Origin of the sequence: Flavobacterium ginsenosidimutans (genome assembly GCF_037478105.1) — a bacterium.
GTDB classification, from domain to species: domain Bacteria; phylum Bacteroidota; class Bacteroidia; order Flavobacteriales; family Flavobacteriaceae; genus Flavobacterium; species Flavobacterium ginsenosidimutans.
This window is the reverse complement of record NZ_CP147988.1, coordinates 92,594-110,416: the sequence shown is the minus strand read 5'-3', so window position 1 is coordinate 110,416 and position 17,823 is coordinate 92,594. Positions and strand designations below refer to the sequence as shown.

Here is a 17,823-nt window from a genome sequence, read left to right as displayed (position 1 = left end):
GGATGCGTTTCTTACGATTCGAAAGACTGCATTGTTACCAGTTTATTGTAAGTTCCGTTCAGTGCGATTAATTCTTCGTGCGTTCCTTGTTCAACGATTTTTCCTTTTTGCATTACAACAATGACGTCTGCTTTTTGGATTGTTGAAAGACGGTGAGCAATTACGATTGAAGTTCTGTTTTGCATCATGTTTTCAAGAGCAACTTGAACAAATTTTTCGCTTTCTGTATCCAAAGCCGATGTTGCTTCATCTAAAATCATAATCGGTGGATTTTTCAATACGGCACGAGCAATTGATAAACGTTGTTTTTGACCTCCAGAAAGTTTGTTTCCGCTGTCTCCAATATTAGTATAGATTCCTTGCGGAAGATCTTTTACAAACTCATAAGCATTAGCAATTTTAAGCGCTTCGATAATTTCGTCATCAGTAGCGTCTAATTTTCCTAAAGCGATGTTTGCTTTAATCGTGTCATTAAATAAAATGCTGTCTTGCGTTACCAATCCCATCAAACTACGAAGCGATTGCAGATTCATGTCTTTAATGTTGATTCCGTCAATCGAAATAGAACCGTCATTAACATCGTAAAAACGAGTTAATAAATTGGCAATTGTACTTTTTCCGCTTCCAGATTGTCCAACAAGTGCAACAGTTTGTCCTTTTTTAATTTGAAGAGAAAAATCTTTAAGAACAGTTTCTTCTTCATATTTAAAGTTTACATTTTGAACGCTGATATTGTGATCAAAAGTTGTTTTCTCAATTGCATTTTCTTTAGAAACAATAGTGTTTTCTTGTTCCAAAATTTCAAGAACACGTTCTGCAGCAGCATTTCCTCTTTTTACTCCGTAAGAAGCTTTAGAAATGGCTTTTGCAGGAGTTAGAATGTTGTATGCTAATCCCATGTAAGCAATAAACGCTGCGCCTTGTAAAGTTTTATCAATCAAAACCATTTGACCTCCGTACCAAAGCAAAATAGCAATTACAGTAATTCCCATAAATTCGCTGGCAGGAGAAGCTAAATTTTGGCGGTTTCCAATACTATTTGATAAAGTAAAAAAGCGTTCTGTAGAGTTTCTAAAAACAGTATTAAAATAGTTTTCAGAATTATATCCTTTTACAACTTTTAAACCTCCAATTGTTTCTTCAATTGTAGATAGAAATCTTCCTTGCTCTTCTTGAGCTTTAGTTGATTGTTTTTTAAGCTGTTTTCCAATCAATGAAATGATATATCCAGAAACTGGAATAAAAATGAAAACAAACAAAGTCAACTTAGCACTGATGATAAGCATAGTGGTTATCGTAAAAATAATTGTTAAAGGCTCTTTTACAATAAGCTCTAAGATGGCTAAAAATGAGTTTTGAACCTCGTTTACGTCAGCAGAAATTCTTGAAATCACATCTCCTTTTCTTTTTTCAGAATAAAAAGCCAAAGGAAGCTCTAGCGTTTTTTTATACAAGGCATTTCGCATATCTTTTAAAACACCATTTCTCAAGAAATTGATAAAAAACATTGCCAAATAATCGGCTAAGTTTTTTAGTAAGAAAATAGAAATGATGATGGTTACCATTACAGATAAAACATAACCCGGTTCATGGTTTTGCTGCGCAGTTGTAATATAATAGGCTAAATAGTCTTCGGCGTATTCTTTAATTTTAAAAATACCTTGGTAAACTGGCTCTATTTCTACTTTTTTTCCTTTTTCAAATAATACCTGAAGCATTGGTATTAAGGCAACAAACGAAAGTGTGCTGAAAAGCGCATACAAAATATTAAAAAAGATATTTAAGAATGCGTATTTTTTATACGGATATATAAAAGGAACTATTTTTTTGAAATTACTCATTTATTTTTTTGATATTATTTTCTTTTAATGCGATGGCGTTTCTCGGTATTGAAATTATTTTGAGCACGCAATTTTTACTGCACAAAATTAATCCAATTGAGGTGTTTTCAATTTCTTTTTAGTTTTTTTTATAAAAAAAACTCTGATTTACTTTCAAGATTGTAAATCAGAGTTCAAAGATATCGAACTTGCTAATTTTGCGTACAATCTGCAAAATTGCATATATTCAGATTTTAATTCAATTGCATATCTGCAATGATATTTTCTATTTTTTGATCTAAGAATTTTTCTGCTTCATCAAAATCCGAAACCGATTCGATTTCAGCATTTACGCTGATGTAGAATTTAATTTTAGGCTCAGTTCCGCTTGGTCTTGCACAAATTTTAGAACCATCTTCTGTATAATAAATTAATACATTAGATTTTGGCATATCCATTATCGATTCTTCGTTTGTCAATAAATTCAAAGCTGTAGATGATTGATAATCTTCAACCATAATCACTCTTTGTCCGTTGATTTCTTTCAGAGGGTTTTCACGTAAATTAACCATCATTTGGTTGATTTCTTCTAAACCTTCCATTCCTTTTTTAGTTAAAGAAACTAAGAATTCTTTAAAGAAACCGTTCTCAACATAAAGTTGTAAAAGTTCTTTGTAAACTGAACTTCCAGTAGCTTTTGCTTGAGCAGCAACTTCGCATATTAATAAAGTAGCAGCAACGGCATCTTTATCTCTAACTGCGTCTCCAACCATGAATCCGAAACTTTCTTCACCACCTCCGATAAATTGAAGTTCAGGAAAATCTTTGATCATTTTAGCGATCCATTTAAATCCTGTTAAACCAACTTTGCATTCAACGCCATAGCTTGTTGCTAATTCCATAATCATTGGAGTCGATACAATTGTAGAACCAACGAATTGTTTGCCATTAAGTTTTCCTGCTTTTTTCCATTGTTTCAAAAGGAAAGAAGTCATTAAAACCATCGTTTGGTTTCCGTTAAGCAAAATCATTTTACCGTCGTTATCACGAACGGCAACACCTAAACGGTCACAGTCAGGATCTGTTCCAACAACAATATCAGAATTTGTTTTGTCAGCTAAGGCTAAAGCCATTGTTAAAGCTTCTGGTTCTTCTGGATTTGGCGATTTTACAGTTGGGAAATCTCCATCTGGAACTGCTTGTTCTGGTACAATGTGAACGTTTTTATAACCAGCTTGCGCTAAAACGTCTGGAACAGATTTAATAGAAGTTCCGTGCAATGAAGTGAAAACAATATGAAGATTGTCTTTTGCTTCAGCAGGAGTATTGAAACTTGCGTTTTCGATTGATGATTTTATAAAAGCTTTATCAATTTCAGTGTCGATATACTGAATTAAACTTTCGTTTGCGCTGAATTTGATTTTGTCATAGCCTAAAGCTTCAATTACATTGACAATTTCTTTGTCTTGCGGAGGAACAATTTGTCCGCCATCTTGCCAATATACTTTGTAGCCATTGTATTCTGGCGGATTATGAGAAGCTGTTAAAACAATTCCGCATTGACATTTTAAATATTTAAGAGCAAAAGATAATTCTGGTGTTGGTCTTAAATCAGAAAATAAATAAACTTGAATACCATTTGCAGAGAAAACATCAGCTACCACTTTTGCTAAAGTATTACTGTTGTGACGGCAATCGTAAGCAATAACAACTTTTAAAGGTTCATTTGGAAAAACTTCATGCAGGTAATCAGATAATCCCTGAGTGTTTTTTCCAAGTGTGTATTTGTTAATTCGGTTGTTTCCAACGCCCATAACGCCTCTCATTCCTCCAGTACCAAATTCTAAGTTTTTATAGAAACTTTCTTCAAGTTCTTTTGGAGAAGTTGTCATTAATTCTTTAACTGCAGCCTGCGTTTCTTGATCAAAAGTTGGTGTCAGCCATTCGTTTACAGCGCTTAAAATATTAGGTGCTATGTTCATTTTTACTGTTTTTTATGTTTTAATAAAGATAGTTTTTCAGCAAAGGTTAATTTGACTCAAAAAGATTTTTTTTTCCTGATTGGTGTCAAAAATTTACTTCGCGTGCTACTTTATATCGTTCTTCATTGTTTTTGGTTCTTAAAATAATTTCTCCTAAAAATCCAGCCAAGAAAAGCTGAGTTCCTAAAATCATTGTTGTTAATGCAATGTAAAACCAAGGGTTATTGGTAACCAAACTATATTTCATTCCATTATACATATGGTATAGTTTTGATACCCCAATATATCCAGCCGATAAAAAACCGATGATAAACATTATTGAACCAATAAAGCCAAATAAGTGCATTGGCCTTTTTCCGAATCTCGATAAAAACCAAATGGTAATTAAATCCAGAAAACCGTTTATAAAACGCTCCATTCCAAATTTAGTTTCTCCATATTTTCTAGCTTGGTGAATAACTACTTTTTCGCCAATTTTTCCAAATCCAGCATTTTTAGCCAAAACAGGAATATATCGGTGCATTTCACCAGAAACTTCGATGTTTTTAACTACGACATTTTTGTAAGCTTTTAATCCACAGTTAAAATCATTTAATTCAACGCCAGAAGTTTTTCTAGCCGCCCAGTTAAATAATTTTGAAGGAAGATTTTTAGCCACAATAGAATCGTAACGTTTCTTTTTCCAGCCAGAAACCAAATCATATTTCTGAGCTGTAATCATTTCATACAATTCAGGGATTTCGTCTGGGCTGTCTTGTAAATCGGCATCCATTGTTATAATAACATCCCCTTTTGCTTTTGCAAAACCAGCATGCAAAGCCTGAGATTTACCAAAGTTTTTCATGAAACGAATGCCTTTTACATTCGGATTTTCATTAGAAAAACCTTCAATAATTTGCCAAGAACTATCTGTACTACCATCATCTACAAAAATGATTTCATAAGAGTAATTATTAGATTGCATCACTTTAATGATCCAAGCATAGAGTTCTTTAAGTGATTCCTCCTCGTTTAGAAGCGGTATAAGTATAGATAAATTCATTTATAGTTTTATTCTTGTGTAGATTTGCTTTTGAAAAATGCTGCGAAAATTAATCCAAAAATGGCACTAATTACGATTGCAAAAATAGATCCTTTTAATAATTCGATTGTAGAATAAGGACTGCTTTCTTTCATCTTAGCAACAGCTTCATTAATTGCTGAGGCTGGTGTACCAAATTTCTGCATCATACCAACAGTATATTTGATCATAATTTCGTTCAAAGTCTCCTTTGCACCCGGATCAATTACATTAAAAAGTACAATGTTAAAAGTTGTAGATATTAAAATACCAATTACTGCAGCTATAAAATAAGTAGTAAAAGCATCTTTAAAAGGAAAAACACCATTTAATTCTTTCTTAGTTTTAGAAAGTAAAATGATACTAATTGTAAGACTTATTACGATTCCTAGTATTCCCATCCACCAAGCTGTAAATAAGTTTAAATCAACAGCATAGATTGTAGCGGTAACCAAAGCAGATGCAATTCCGATCATTACACCGTATGTAACTCCATTCTTTTTTATAACTTCATTAATCATATTTTCTATATGTTTAAAATTAATCCACAAATATAGTAATTCCCACTATAATCGGATATAAAAAAAGCTTTTCGAAATAAACTAAAAAAAAGTGAGCTAAGTATTTGTTTATTAAAAAAGAATTGTAAATTTGCACACTCAAAAATAATTAAATTTTTAAACAAAAAAAGAGTAGAGTTGTTTACACCTTTTTCTAACCATGAGAAAGCTTCAAAATAAAAATGCTCTAAAACAATAAATAAAAGAAAAGATGAAAAAAGGAATTCACCCAGAAAATTACAGATTAGTTGCATTTAAAGACATGTCTAATGATGACGTTTTTATCACTAAATCTACTGCAGATACAAAAGAAACAATTGAAGTTGACGGAGTTGAGTATCCAGTTGTAAAAATGGAGATTTCTAGAACATCTCACCCTTTTTATACTGGTAAATCTAAACTTATCGATACTGCAGGACGTATTGATAAATTCAAAACTAAATATGCAAAACACGCTAAAAAATAATAGCTGTTTTTCTTTAAATACAAAAGCCTTCCACTCTGGAAGGCTTTTTTTATGCGTTAAATTATGCTTATCATTAAAAGGGCATTTTAAGAAACCAGATAAATATTTGTAACTTTGGGGCAGGTAACCAAACTAATTTTTAATAAACTCAATTATTTATGAACTACATTCTTTTCGACGGCCCCGTTCGGAATGCTTTATTACCTTTTACTTTTACGAGACCAGTTGCAGATATTCTAGTTGGAATTATGACGATTCGCCAGAAATGGGAAAAATATCTTGGTTCTACAATTACCACTATTACAGAGGAATATTTGTCTGAAAAATTTCCAATGGTTGAAATGGAAGAAAACGTAATGATCAATGCAGCGTATTTACCAAATGATACTCTTGCTGAGATGATTTCTAATTTAACAGAAAATCAGGCGATTTTTAAAGGTGAAGATGTAATTGCATTTTTTACAAATGAAAACCAAGAAGAAGTCGATTTTGATACTTACGAAATTATTCAATACAATGAAGATTGTATAACGATTGAACATACTTGGGATATTTTCTCTAAAAATGATGCAGCAATTCGTCAAGATTTTAAATATCTAACTGAAGATCGTACGTCACAGCCAATTCCAAAAAGCGTAAATGTAATTTCGCCAGAAAATATTTTTATCGAAGAAGGAGCAAAATTAGAGTTTGTAACTTTAAATGCTTCAACAGGTCCTATATATATAGGTAAGAATGCTGAAATCATGGAAGGAACTGTTATTCGTGGACCATTTGCTTTATGCGAAAATGCTATGGTGAAAATGTCTGCTAAAGTTTATGGCGCAACGACTGTTGGTCCTGGATCTAGAATAGGCGGTGAGGTAAAAAACTCAGTTCTTTTTGCTAATTCAAACAAAGGGCATGAAGGATTTTTAGGTGATTCTGTTTTAGGTGAATGGTGTAATATTGGAGCAGATTCAAACAATTCTAACCTGAAAAACAATTACGAAGAGGTAAAATTATGGAGCTACGAAACAGAAGGTTTTGCAAAAACCGGACTTCAGTTTTGTGGTTTAATGATGGGAGACCACAGTAAATGCGGAATCAATACGATGTTTAATACAGGAACAGTTGTTGGTGTAAGCGCCAATATTTTCGGATCTGGTTTTCCTCGCAATTTTGTTCCGAGTTTTTCTTGGGGCGGCGCAGCAGGATTTACAACTTATGTAACTAAAAAAGCTTTTGAAACTGCAAGGTTAGTGATGAGTCGAAGAAATATCGAATTTGATGCAACTGAAGCTGCTATTATGGAGCATATTTTTGAAGAAACAAAAAAATGGAGAAAAGACTAATTAGATAATTAGTCAATTTGAAAATTAGATAATTATAGCAAACCCGACAGGTTTTTTAAAACCTGTCGGGTTTTGTTGTGTTTAAGGTTTTGAGAATTTCTAATTAACACATTTTCTCATTTTACTTATTTGTCTATTTTAATAAAATTTTCTTTTAAGTTGAATTTTAATTCTAAACCGTTTGTAAGTTTCGTTTCATAACCAGAACTTCCAATTTCGATTTTAGTTACTTTTTCTTTCGGGAAATTTTCTTTTATGTACGAAGCAATTTTTTTAGGAACAATAGATTTTGGAATTTTAGAGTTATTGCCGTCAACTTCTTTCCAGTTTCCTTTTTTATCGAATTCAATTTCAATTTCATTGGCAAACTTAACTTTGTATTCTGTAGAAAGAATTTCTTTGTCTTCTAATATGTAGCTTGGTTTTTTTGATCCAAAATGGGTTTTTAAAAAAGCTTGAGCATTTGCTGGCAAAGCTTCTTTTTTAATTACAGTTTTTTGTGCATTTGCAGAAAGTCCAAATATTAATCCTGCAATTAAGTAAATAGTCAGTTTTAATTTCGATCTCATATTTTGCTGATTTTTAAAATTATAATACAAGGTAAGACGAAAAAATTGAAATATAAAAAAAAGGCTAAGGTTTCACCCATTGTGATTTAGATATTGTCTAATTGGTTTGAGATCTAATTAGCACATTTTCAAAATTATCTAATTATCAAATTGGGACATTGTCTAATTAAATCTATCTTTGCAGCACGAAAAAAAATGGGTAGTCAAATAAACGATTAACCGATTAAACAAATTAACAAGAACAAATGATTACAGTTAACGATATTTCGGTTCAGTTTGGCGGAACTACACTTTTTAGCGATGTTTCTTTTGCTATTAATGAAAATGATAAAATTGCCCTTATGGGTAAAAATGGTGCAGGAAAATCGACACTTTTAAAAATAATTGCTGGTGCAAACAAACCTTCAACCGGAAGCATTTCTGCTCCAAAAGAAGCTGTAATCGCTTACTTGCCGCAGCATTTACTTACTGAAGATGGTGCGACGGTTATGGAAGAAGCATCAAAAGCGTTCAGTGAGATTTTTACAATGAAAGCTGAAATCGACAATATCAATGAGCAATTGACAGTTCGTACAGATTATGAAAGTGACGAATACATGAAATTGATCGAAAGAGTTTCTGACTTAAGCGAAAAATTTTATGCAATCGAAGAAGTTAACTACGAAGCTGAAGTTGAAAAAGTATTAACGGGTCTTGGATTTGAACGTGAAGATTTTACACGTCAAACTTCTGAATTTTCAGGAGGATGGAGAATGCGTATTGAATTGGCTAAAATTTTATTGAGAAAGCCAGATTTAATTTTGCTGGATGAGCCAACCAACCACATGGATATTGAAAGTATTCAATGGTTAGAAGATTTCTTATTGACTCAAGCAAAAGCAGTTGTGGTAATTTCGCACGATAGAGCGTTTGTAGATAACATTACAAACAGAACTATCGAAGTTACGATGGGAAGAATTTACGATTACAAAGCAAAATATTCTCATTATTTAGAATTGAGAAAAGATCGTAGAATTCATCAGCAGAAAGCATACGATGAGCAACAAAAAATGATTGCAGAAAATCGCGCTTTTATTGATCGTTTCAAAGGAACGTTTTCTAAAACAGATGCGGTTCAATCTCGTGTAAAAATGTTAGAAAAACTTGAAATTGTTCAGGTTGATGAAGTGGATACTTCTGCATTGCGTTTGAAATTTCCGCCTGCAGCGCGTTCTGGACAATATCCTGTTATTGTAAAAGAAATGTCTAAAGCCTACGGAGATCATGTTGTATTTAAAGATGCAAACATTGTAATTGAGCGTGGACAGAAAGTTGCTTTTGTTGGAAAAAATGGTGAAGGAAAATCTACTATGATTAAAGCCATTATGAAAGAAATCGGTGTTGATTCTGGAAGTGTTGAAGTTGGACATAATGCTCAAATTGGATATTTTGCTCAAAATCAAGCAGCTTTGTTGGATGAAAATGCAACTATTTTTGAAACAATCGACAGTATTGCAGTTGGAGATATTAGAACACAAATTAAAAATATCTTAGGAGCATTCATGTTCCAAGGAGATGATATTACGAAGAAAGTAAAAGTGCTTTCTGGGGGAGAAAAAACGCGTTTGGCAATGATCAAATTATTGTTGGAGCCAGTTAACTTGTTAATTCTGGATGAGCCTTCGAATCACTTGGATATGAAAACTAAAGATATTATTAAAGATGCTCTTCGTGATTTTGATGGAACTTTGATCTTAGTTTCTCACGACCGTGATTTTCTTGATGGTTTAGCAACTAAAGTTTTTGAATTCGGAAACAAGAGAGTAAAAGAACATTTTGAAGATGTGGCTGGTTTCTTGGCGCACAAAAAAATGGATTCTATGAGAGAGATAGAAAAGAAATAAATTAAAATACATAATAGTTTAAAAAGCATAAGTTAATTCTTATGCTTTTTTTTGTTTTAAGTATTAAAATAGCTAAAGGTTTGTAATAGTTTAAAATATGACTTTCGTCAGGTTTTTAAATGATCTCCAAAATTATATTTTCGTAAGAATAAACTTATTTTTAAATAATCTTTATTCAATAAGAAATTTAATTTTTTAGTTATGAATCGAATAAATAATTTTTTAGGTTTTAAAGCCTTTCTTCTACTTTTAATACTTCCTGTTTTAGTGAATGCACAAAGTACAGAATCCAATTTGCAGTCAGAAGTAAAATACCCGCAATTCAAATTCCAAGGACTTTTTCAGGCTCGTTACATGAGTGGTTTTACAGATGGAATTGATGCCACAACAGGACTTCATCATTCTGATGGTAAAGCAGTCGAAAATACATTTGATGTTAAGAGAATGCGTTTAGGAGTAACGACCAAATTAGGTGAACGCTTTGATGTTGTCGTTTTAGCAAATTTTGCAGATTTCAAATCTGATCCAAAAGGTAAAGTTCTTGAAAATGCTTTTGCACGATATACTTTCAATAAGAATATTGGGGTCTTAGTTGGTCAGTTTAGACCAGCATTTGGGATCGAAGAATTAAATCCTGCAGATATTCTTAAATCATTTGACTACTCCAATCAATACAGTGAATTTGGAAATAATGGTTGGACCAGTTTTCAAATTGGGGCATCGATGTTTGGTAGTTTTAATTTAGGCAAACTTCCTGTTACATACGCGGTTTCTGCAGTAAATGGAAATGGTAAAGATCAGGTTTCTGATAAAGACAACGGAAAACAATATTCTTCGCGCTTTGGTTTTGAATTAGATAAAACGCACAATATTAATTTTGGAATAAACGGCGGAATTGGTGAGGTATACAATAATAAAGTATTTGCAGTTGGATTGGATTTAACAGCAGATTTCAAATTGGCAGATAAATTAATACTGCAAACCCAGCTTGAAGCAAAACAAGGAATTAATCACTACTTATATTATTCCTTAGCAGCAGATGCAAGATCTTCAAATCTCAACGAATATCAAATGAGAGGGGCTTATTTTCTGCCTAATTTAAGGTATGAAATTAAATATCAAAAATTGACTGCGATAGAATTTTCATGCAGATATGAATATTTTGACAGGAACTTCAAAATCGATTCAAATGCCAAACAAACTTATACACCAATGGCAGGTTTAGAATTTGGAAAAGGTTACACAGGACGTATCGAAATGGGAATGCAGTTTGACAATTATAAACGTAATGTACCCAATACTACTGTTTATGATAACAATCTATTTATCATTCAATTTCAAGGAAGATTTTTCTAAAACTAAGACATAATTATTATGAAAGAAATTAATATAAAAAATTCAGTTATTACCTTAGTTATAGGTTCTATAATTTGGTTTGTTCCAACTCCAAATGGGCTTTCGACAGAAGCATGGCATTTATTTGCAATTTTTATCTCAACCATTATTGGGATTATTTTAAAAGCGGCGCCAATGGGCACTATGTGTATGGTTGCGGTTGGAATTACAGCTTTTACTCAGGTTTTAGCGCCAGAAAGTGCAGGAGATTCCATAACATTGGCTTTAAGCGGTTTTGGAAATAAAGTAATTTGGCTTATCGGAATTTCATTTTTTATAGCCCGTGGATTTATAAAAACAGGTTTAGGTAACCGGATAGCTTTTTTATTTATTAAAATATTTGGAAAAAGTTCTTTAGGATTAGCGTACGGTTTAGGTTTGGCAGATTTGGTTTTGGCGCCTGTGGTACCAAGTAATACAGCTCGTGGCGGAGGTATAATTTATCCGATTATGAAGTCGATGTCAATGAATTTTGATTCAGATCCTGATAAACCAGAAACAAGAAGAAGACTTGGAGCTTTTCTTACTTTAAGTAGTTATAATGTAAATTTAATTGCGTCATCAATGTTTCTAACAGGAACTGCAAGTAATCCGATGTGTCAAAAATTTGCAGAAAATTTAGGCATACATATTTCATGGACCTCTTGGGCAATTGCTGCATTAATTCCTGGATTAACAGCATTCTTCGTGATTCCATTTTTATTATATAAGATTTATCCGCCAGAATTGAAAAATACAGGCGATGCCCCAAAAGTGGCTTCTCAAAAACTAAAAGAAATGGGGCCAATTTCTAAAAACGAATGGCTAATGCTTTTAACCTTTTGTATTTTATTATTTCTTTGGATGACAGGAGATTTGTTTTCAATAGATGCTACAACAACTGCATTTATAGGCTTAGTAGTTTTGCTATTAACATCTGTTCTGACTTGGGAAGATGTAAAAGGAGAAAAAGGAGCTTGGGATACAATAGTATGGTTTGCAGTTTTAGTTATGATGGCAAGCTCTTTAGATAAATTAGGCTTTATTGGCTGGTTTAGTGAAATTGTAAAAGGACAAATGATTGGTACGAGCTGGCAAATTGCATTTGTAATTATTATTGCGGTATATTTCTTTAGTCACTATATTTTTGCAAGCGCTACAGCTCACGTTGCAGCTATGTATGCTGCTTTATTGGCTGTTGGAGTTTCTTTGGGAGTTCCAGGATTGTTTTTGGCATTTATGCTTGGATTTGTAGGTTCTTTGTATGGAACATTAACCCATTATGGTCATGGGCCAGCACCAGTTTACTTTGGAAGTGGTTATGTTGATTTAAAAAGCTGGTGGATAAAAGGACTTATTACAGGGCTTGCAATGCTTGTGATTTATCTTGTTATTGGTGGTTTATGGCTAAATGTTTTAGGATTTATTAATTAAAAAAGGTTATTATTTTTTGAAAAGGTGCAAGTTAAATCTTGCGCCTTTTTTTATTAATTTTTTTTAATAACAGTATTTTAATGCAATTTTTTTTACAGAAAGAATCTTTTTTTGTTATTTTAGTATTCCCATTTCGCGTTGGCTCTAAGCAGTTAGTTTTTTGATCTCAAAAAGTAAAAATCTGATTTTTAAATCAGTACAAAAAATAATGTTTTATTTATTTGAAGTCTATGAGGAAAAGTCTACTATTTACAATCGTTTTTCTGTTTTTTATAAGCCCAATTTTTTTATACGCCCAAGGAGATGTCAATCAAGGTGCTGATACAATAAAAAAAGAGGAAAAATATCCGCAGTTTCAATTAAAAGGACTTCTTCAGGCGAGATATCTGGAAAGTTTTGGGGATAATGTAGATGTTTTGGGAATGCATCATTCCACAGGAGATGTAACACAGAGCTCTTTCGACATAAAAAGAATGCGTGTTGGTTTAAATACGAAACTGAGTGAGACCACAGAGATTGTGATTTTGGTCAACTTAGCCGATTTTAAATCAGATACAAAAGGAAAAGTTCTCGAAAACGCCTACGGAAAATATACTTTCAATAAATATATTGCATTAACGGGAGGACAATTCCGACCAGCTTTTGGTATAGAAGAGCTTGTTCCAGTTGATATTATTAAATCATTTGATTTTTCCAATCAATATTATGAATTCGGAAAAAATGGATGGACGAGTTTTCAAATTGGAGCGTCGGCAACTGGAGCTTTTGATGTTGGGAAAATCCCAGTGAATTATGCCGTTTCGGTTTTAAATGGAAATGGAAAAAACCAAGAAATGGATAAAGACAATGGAAAGCAATTTTCTTCAAGATGGGTTTTAGGATTATCAAAAGCGCATAAAATTAATCTTGGTTTAAATGCTGGTTTCGGAAAGGTTTTTAAAGAAGATGTTTTTGCTATTGGAGCAGATATAACCAGTGATTTTAAAGTAACAGATAAACTTAGTTTTGATTTACAGATAGAATACAAACAAGGAACAAACCATAATTTATATTATTCTTTGCCAGTTGACAGCCGAACAGCTAATGTTGCCGATTATGTAATGCGAGGCATTTATTTTCTGCCCAACTTTAGATATGTGGTAAATTACAATAAACTTACAGCGCTAGAATTCTCTTGCCGTTATGAAACTTTTGATCCAAGTTTCAAGGTTGATTCAAATGTGCGCACGACTTACACGCCAATGGTTAGTTTAGAATTCGGAAAATCTTATACAGGTCGTATTGAATTGGGATTTGAAATTGATCGTTTTGATAGAAGTATCCCAGATACAACAACCTATAATGATAATTTATTTTTAATTCAGTTACAGCTCAGAATTTAATTCACTTAATCTTTGTTTTTATGAAAGAAGTAAAAATTCCCCAAACTCTGATTACGCTGGCAGTTTTAATTGCCATTTGGTTTATTCCAGCTCCAGAAGGTGTTGTGATAGAAGCGTGGCATTTATTTGCCATTTTCGTGGCTACAATTTTAGGAATCATCCTAAAAGCAGCTCCGATGGGAACGATGTGCATGATTGCGATTGCTTTAACTGCAATGTCTCAGGTTTTGGCTCCAGGAGATCCAGGAAAATCAATAACGTTGGCATTAAAGGGATTTGGAGATAAAGTAATCTGGCTTATCGGAATTTCATTTTTCATTGCGAGAGGATTTATAAAAACGGGTCTTGGAAACAGAATTGCTTTTTTATTCATAAAAATATTCGGAAAAAGTTCTTTAGGATTAGCTTACGGTTTAGGATTAGCAGATTTGGTTTTAGCGCCAGCTGTTCCAAGTAATACGGCAAGAGGAGGAGGAATTGTTTATCCAATCATGAAATCAATGTCAATGAGTTTTGGTTCGATGCCTGATCAGCCTGAAACGCATAGAAAATTAGGGGCATATTTAACTTTAAATAGTTATAATATGAATTTGATTGCGTCTTCTATGTTTTTAACGGGAACAGCAAGTAACCCGATGTGCCAAAAGTTTGCGCTTAATCTCGGAATAAAAATAAGTTGGATGTCATGGGCAGCCGCAGCGATTGTTCCAGGTTTGTGTGCTTTTTTTGTTATTCCGTTTGTGCTGTACAAAATTTATCCGCCAGAATTAAAGAAAACGGGTGATGCGCCACAGCTTGCCATGCAAAAATTAAAAGAAATGGGCGCAATAACAAGAAACGAATGGATGATGCTATTGACGTTTTTTATTCTTCTTTTTCTCTGGATGACAGGAGATTTACTTTCTATAGATGCTACTTCGACAGCTTTTATTGGATTAGTAATTCTGCTTTTAACTTCAGTTTTAACTTGGGAAGATGTAAAAGCCGAAAAAGGAGCTTGGGATACAATTGTTTGGTTTTCTGTTTTAGTAATGATGGCCAGTTCGCTTAATGAATTAGGTTTTATAGCGTGGTTTAGTGATTTAGTAAAAGCGCAAATTGGCGGATTAAGCTGGCAAATGGCTTTTCCAATTATTATTTTGGTTTATTTCTTTAGCCATTACCTTTTTGCGAGTGCAACTGCGCATGTTGCGGCAATGTATGCGGCACTACTTGGTGTTGGTGTTTCACTTGGAATTCCGGGATTGTTATTGGCGTTTATGCTTGGATTTATAGGTTCGCTTTACGGAACATTAACGCATTATGGTCACGGACCGGCACCCGTATTTTTCGGGAGCGGCTACGTTGACCTAAAGAGCTGGTGGGTCAAAGGGCTTATAACGGGATTGATTATGCTCTTTATTTATATGGTAATTGGAGGATTGTGGCTCCGAATTATTGGATATTTTTAAATTCTAATTCCTGGAGGAAGTAATTCTTTATATTTCGGATTTTTTTTGAAAAACGTAACAATTTTTGGATGAATTGGAACTACTCGATAATTTTTTTCAGAACTTAAATCTAAAATATTTTTAAGTAAAGTGTTGATGATATCTTCGTTCTCGTATGAATCAGGCTTGTTGATTTTGGTTAAGAAGATTTTTTTCTCTTGAAATTGATACTCAACTGCTAACATTCCTTCAGGGATAACAGTTTCAAATTGGCGCGCAAAAGTGTTGTCTTTAATTTCCATAGTTACAGAAGTTTCCATAGTAAATTTTTGTTAGGTTATGTATAAAAAAATGAATTTGGGACACGAAACAGTATTGAAAGAAAATTCTTTATAAGATTTAAAATCAAAAATATTCCGAAATGCAAAGGTAATCATTTGATTTTCAATATTGAATTATTTTTTGAAGATGTAAACTTTATGCTATCGTTTCTAAGTTTATTTTTTTTGGATTGGAAGTAATAATTAGGTCTGAAATTTGATTGTCATGACAGTAAATAAAGTAACTTTATTTTTTTAGAATAAATGTCGCAATGGTAATTTCATTTTAATGTTATGAGTAAAATTCCAGTTTATTTTATGCCAGGTCTGGCAGCAAGTTCGTCTATTTTTGAAAGAATAAAATTGGACGAAAATATTTTTGAAATGCATCTTTTGGAATGGGAAATCCCGAATCCAAAAGAATCTTTATCTGATTATGCACTTCGAATTAGTAAAAATATTAAAGACGAAAACCCTGTTTTAGTTGGGGTTTCTTTTGGCGGAATTCTAGTTCAGGAAATTTCGAAACATATAAAAGCACGAAAAGTCATTATTATATCGAGTGTAAGAAGTAATTTGGAATTCCCGAGAAGAATGAAAATAGGGAAGAAGACAAAAGCTTATAAACTTATTCCAATGCAGTTAATTCTTAATATTGAGAAACTGGCTAAATTTTCTTTTGGCGAAAAAGTCAATAAACGAATTAAATTGTATGAGAAATTTTTATCTGTTCGTGATTTAGGCTACTTGCAATGGGCTGTAGAAAGTGTAATTCTGTGGGAGCGAGATAAAATTGACGAAAATGTAGTGCATATTCACGGAGATAAAGACGATGTTTTTCCGATTAAGTATATTGATAAATGCATTTTAGTCAAAGGAGGAACGCATATTATGATTCTTAATAAATATAAATGGCTGAACGAGAATTTGCCATCTATTATATTGGAAGACTAAAATTCCAATTTAGAAACTCCAAATTCCAAGTTTTCGATCTTTGTCAAAGTTTAAAACTTTGACAAAGATTTAGATAAAGTAAACACAAAGCTTTGTTGTCCTGAGCGAAGTCGAAGGATCTCATGCTTAATCCATTCAGTATTTTCTTTACTTTGCGTGTCCTTCGACTTCGCTCAGGAAGACATAAATGAGAAAAATCTAAAATCTAAAGTCAACAATCTAAAATAAAAAATCCCAAACTCTTTTTCAGAATTTGGGATTTATAATATTGTGATTTAGAAAATTAGATTTTCTTCATTTGTTCTTTCATCATAGAAATTTGCTCTTTCAGCATTCCTTGTTTGTCTAATTTTTTAGCTTCATTTAATAAATTAGTTGCTTCAAGTTTTCTTCTGCGTGACATTGCAACTCCTGCAAGGTTTAATTTAGCTACAGCTAAATCCATATCCATTGATAGTCCAAGTTCGATTGCTTTTTTGAAATGCTTCTCCGCTTGGTTAATATTGGTTTGAGATAACATGATACCTTGTAAGTAATTTAAGTATCCTTGTTGTTTTCTTACTAATGCACCTTCTGGATTTTTGATATATGATAACCATTTATTAGCACCTACAAAGTCTTGTTTTCTTAATTTAAGGAAGGCTAAAAGGATAAATTCGTTTTTAAAATAAAGAAAAATTGGAATTGCAGTCAATAATATAAGAAAGATTCCATTTCCGATATTACTTTCTGTAAATTGCCAAATGCCCGCCACTACAAGAAGTCCGGCCAAAATAAGTTTAATATTTTTGTGAAACATAATTAATGTAAATTTGTGATTGCAAAGATAGTAAAAGGAATTAAAAATATTTTTATAAAAGTGCTTGCCAGAAAAAAAAGTCTTTGTATATTTGCACTCGGTTTTTGAACAACGATATCCAAAACCAAGAAAGAGTTAATTAGATACCATTTTTAAAGATACAAAGCAATGAGCAAAAGAACATTTCAACCATCGAAAAGAAAAAGAAGAAATAAGCACGGATTTATGGACAGAATGGCTTCTGCGAATGGAAGAAAAGTTCTAGCGCGTAGAAGAGCAAAAGGAAGACATAAATTAACTGTTTCTAGCGAGCCTAGACACAAAAAATAATGTTTGTATAAACATACATAAGGCGATTACTTTTTTAGTATCGCCTTTTTTTATACCTTGTCGGTAAAAATTTTCTCAACTTTCTAGTTTTTAGTACACTAGAATAGTTTTTTAAAATCGTAAATA

16 protein-coding genes are annotated in these 17,823 nt (G+C 32.6%); 9 read left to right on the top strand and 7 right to left on the bottom strand.

From position 1 onward, the window contains the following. Positions 1 to 11: 11 nt before the first annotated feature. The 4 genes from V6624_RS00570 to V6624_RS00555 form a co-directional block, all read right to left on the bottom strand. Positions 12 to 1,841 (bottom strand): ABC transporter ATP-binding protein, encoded by a 1,830-nt coding sequence (locus V6624_RS00570; RefSeq protein ID WP_111285856.1) that lies wholly within the window; start codon positions 1,839 to 1,841, stop codon positions 12 to 14. Between the two features lie 233 nt (positions 1,842 to 2,074). After that, positions 2,075 to 3,802 carry a phospho-sugar mutase gene (locus tag V6624_RS00565; protein ID WP_338840534.1) on the bottom strand — a complete coding sequence of 576 codons (1,728 nt, stop codon included), beginning with the start codon at positions 3,800 to 3,802 and terminating at the stop codon, positions 2,075 to 2,077. Between the two features lie 85 nt (positions 3,803 to 3,887). Next, positions 3,888 to 4,844, bottom strand: a complete 957-nt coding sequence (locus V6624_RS00560) for a glycosyltransferase family 2 protein (RefSeq protein ID WP_111285860.1) — start codon at positions 4,842 to 4,844, stop codon at positions 3,888 to 3,890. Positions 4,845 to 4,852: 8 nt separating this feature from the next. Further along, positions 4,853 to 5,383, bottom strand: a complete 531-nt coding sequence (locus V6624_RS00555; protein ID WP_111285862.1) for a DUF4199 domain-containing protein — start codon at positions 5,381 to 5,383, stop codon at positions 4,853 to 4,855. Between the two features lie 250 nt (positions 5,384 to 5,633). Between V6624_RS00555 and V6624_RS00550 the strand changes: the two genes are divergently transcribed. Both V6624_RS00550 and V6624_RS00545 read left to right on the top strand, forming a co-directional pair. Further along, positions 5,634 to 5,888, top strand: coding sequence for a type B 50S ribosomal protein L31 (locus V6624_RS00550; RefSeq protein WP_011921626.1), 255 nt, complete (start codon positions 5,634 to 5,636; stop codon positions 5,886 to 5,888). 158 nt (positions 5,889 to 6,046) lie between these two features. Then, on the top strand, positions 6,047 to 7,222 hold the full coding sequence (locus V6624_RS00545) for a GlmU family protein (protein WP_111285864.1): 1,176 nt from the start codon (positions 6,047 to 6,049) through the stop codon (positions 7,220 to 7,222). A 125-nt stretch (positions 7,223 to 7,347) separates the two neighbouring features. Here V6624_RS00545 and V6624_RS00540 read toward each other — a convergent pair whose 3' ends face one another. Further along, the gene (locus V6624_RS00540) at positions 7,348 to 7,791 is read right to left on the bottom strand and encodes a PepSY-like domain-containing protein (RefSeq protein WP_338840526.1); all 444 of its coding nucleotides are present in this window, start codon (positions 7,789 to 7,791) and stop codon (positions 7,348 to 7,350) included. 245 nt (positions 7,792 to 8,036) lie between these two features. Here V6624_RS00540 and V6624_RS00535 point away from each other — a divergent pair, with 245 nt between their 5' ends. From V6624_RS00535 to V6624_RS00515, 5 genes are all read left to right on the top strand, one after another. Beyond that, positions 8,037 to 9,674, top strand: a complete 1,638-nt coding sequence (locus V6624_RS00535; protein WP_338840525.1) for an ABC-F family ATP-binding cassette domain-containing protein — start codon at positions 8,037 to 8,039, stop codon at positions 9,672 to 9,674. Between the two features lie 201 nt (positions 9,675 to 9,875). Further along, positions 9,876 to 11,030: a porin gene (locus V6624_RS00530; protein ID WP_338840524.1), complete on the top strand. Its 1,155-nt coding sequence runs from the start codon at positions 9,876 to 9,878 to the stop codon at positions 11,028 to 11,030. An 18-nt stretch (positions 11,031 to 11,048) separates the two neighbouring features. Then, entirely contained in the window at positions 11,049 to 12,482 is a 1,434-nt protein-coding gene (locus V6624_RS00525; protein WP_111285870.1) for an anion permease, read from the top strand. A gap of 230 nt (positions 12,483 to 12,712) precedes the next feature. After that, entirely contained in the window at positions 12,713 to 13,864 is a 1,152-nt protein-coding gene (locus tag V6624_RS00520; protein WP_111285872.1) for a porin, read from the top strand. Positions 13,865 to 13,884: 20 nt separating this feature from the next. After that, complete coding sequence (locus tag V6624_RS00515) at positions 13,885 to 15,315, top strand: anion permease (protein ID WP_111285874.1); 1,431 nt, start codon at positions 13,885 to 13,887, stop codon at positions 15,313 to 15,315. Here V6624_RS00515 and V6624_RS00510 read toward each other — a convergent pair. Then, positions 15,312 to 15,614 (bottom strand): GNAT family N-acetyltransferase, encoded by a 303-nt coding sequence (locus V6624_RS00510; RefSeq protein WP_239455638.1) that lies wholly within the window; start codon positions 15,612 to 15,614, stop codon positions 15,312 to 15,314. The two genes, V6624_RS00515 and V6624_RS00510, sit on opposite strands and share 4 nt — an antisense overlap. Before the next feature lie 294 nt (positions 15,615 to 15,908). Here V6624_RS00510 and V6624_RS00505 point away from each other — a divergent pair, with 294 nt between their 5' ends. Beyond that, positions 15,909 to 16,568 (top strand): alpha/beta hydrolase, encoded by a 660-nt coding sequence (locus V6624_RS00505; RefSeq protein WP_111285876.1) that lies wholly within the window; start codon positions 15,909 to 15,911, stop codon positions 16,566 to 16,568. A gap of 283 nt (positions 16,569 to 16,851) precedes the next feature. Here the strand turns inward: V6624_RS00505 and V6624_RS00500 are convergent, their stop codons facing one another. Continuing rightward, positions 16,852 to 17,367: a DUF2892 domain-containing protein gene (locus V6624_RS00500; protein WP_111285878.1), complete on the bottom strand. Its 516-nt coding sequence runs from the start codon at positions 17,365 to 17,367 to the stop codon at positions 16,852 to 16,854. Positions 17,368 to 17,535: 168 nt separating this feature from the next. Here V6624_RS00500 and rpmH point away from each other — a divergent pair, with 168 nt between their 5' ends. Continuing rightward, positions 17,536 to 17,697 (top strand): 50S ribosomal protein L34, encoded by a 162-nt coding sequence (gene rpmH, locus V6624_RS00495; protein ID WP_008464848.1) that lies wholly within the window; start codon positions 17,536 to 17,538, stop codon positions 17,695 to 17,697. The last annotated feature ends 126 nt before the right edge of the window (positions 17,698 to 17,823 follow it).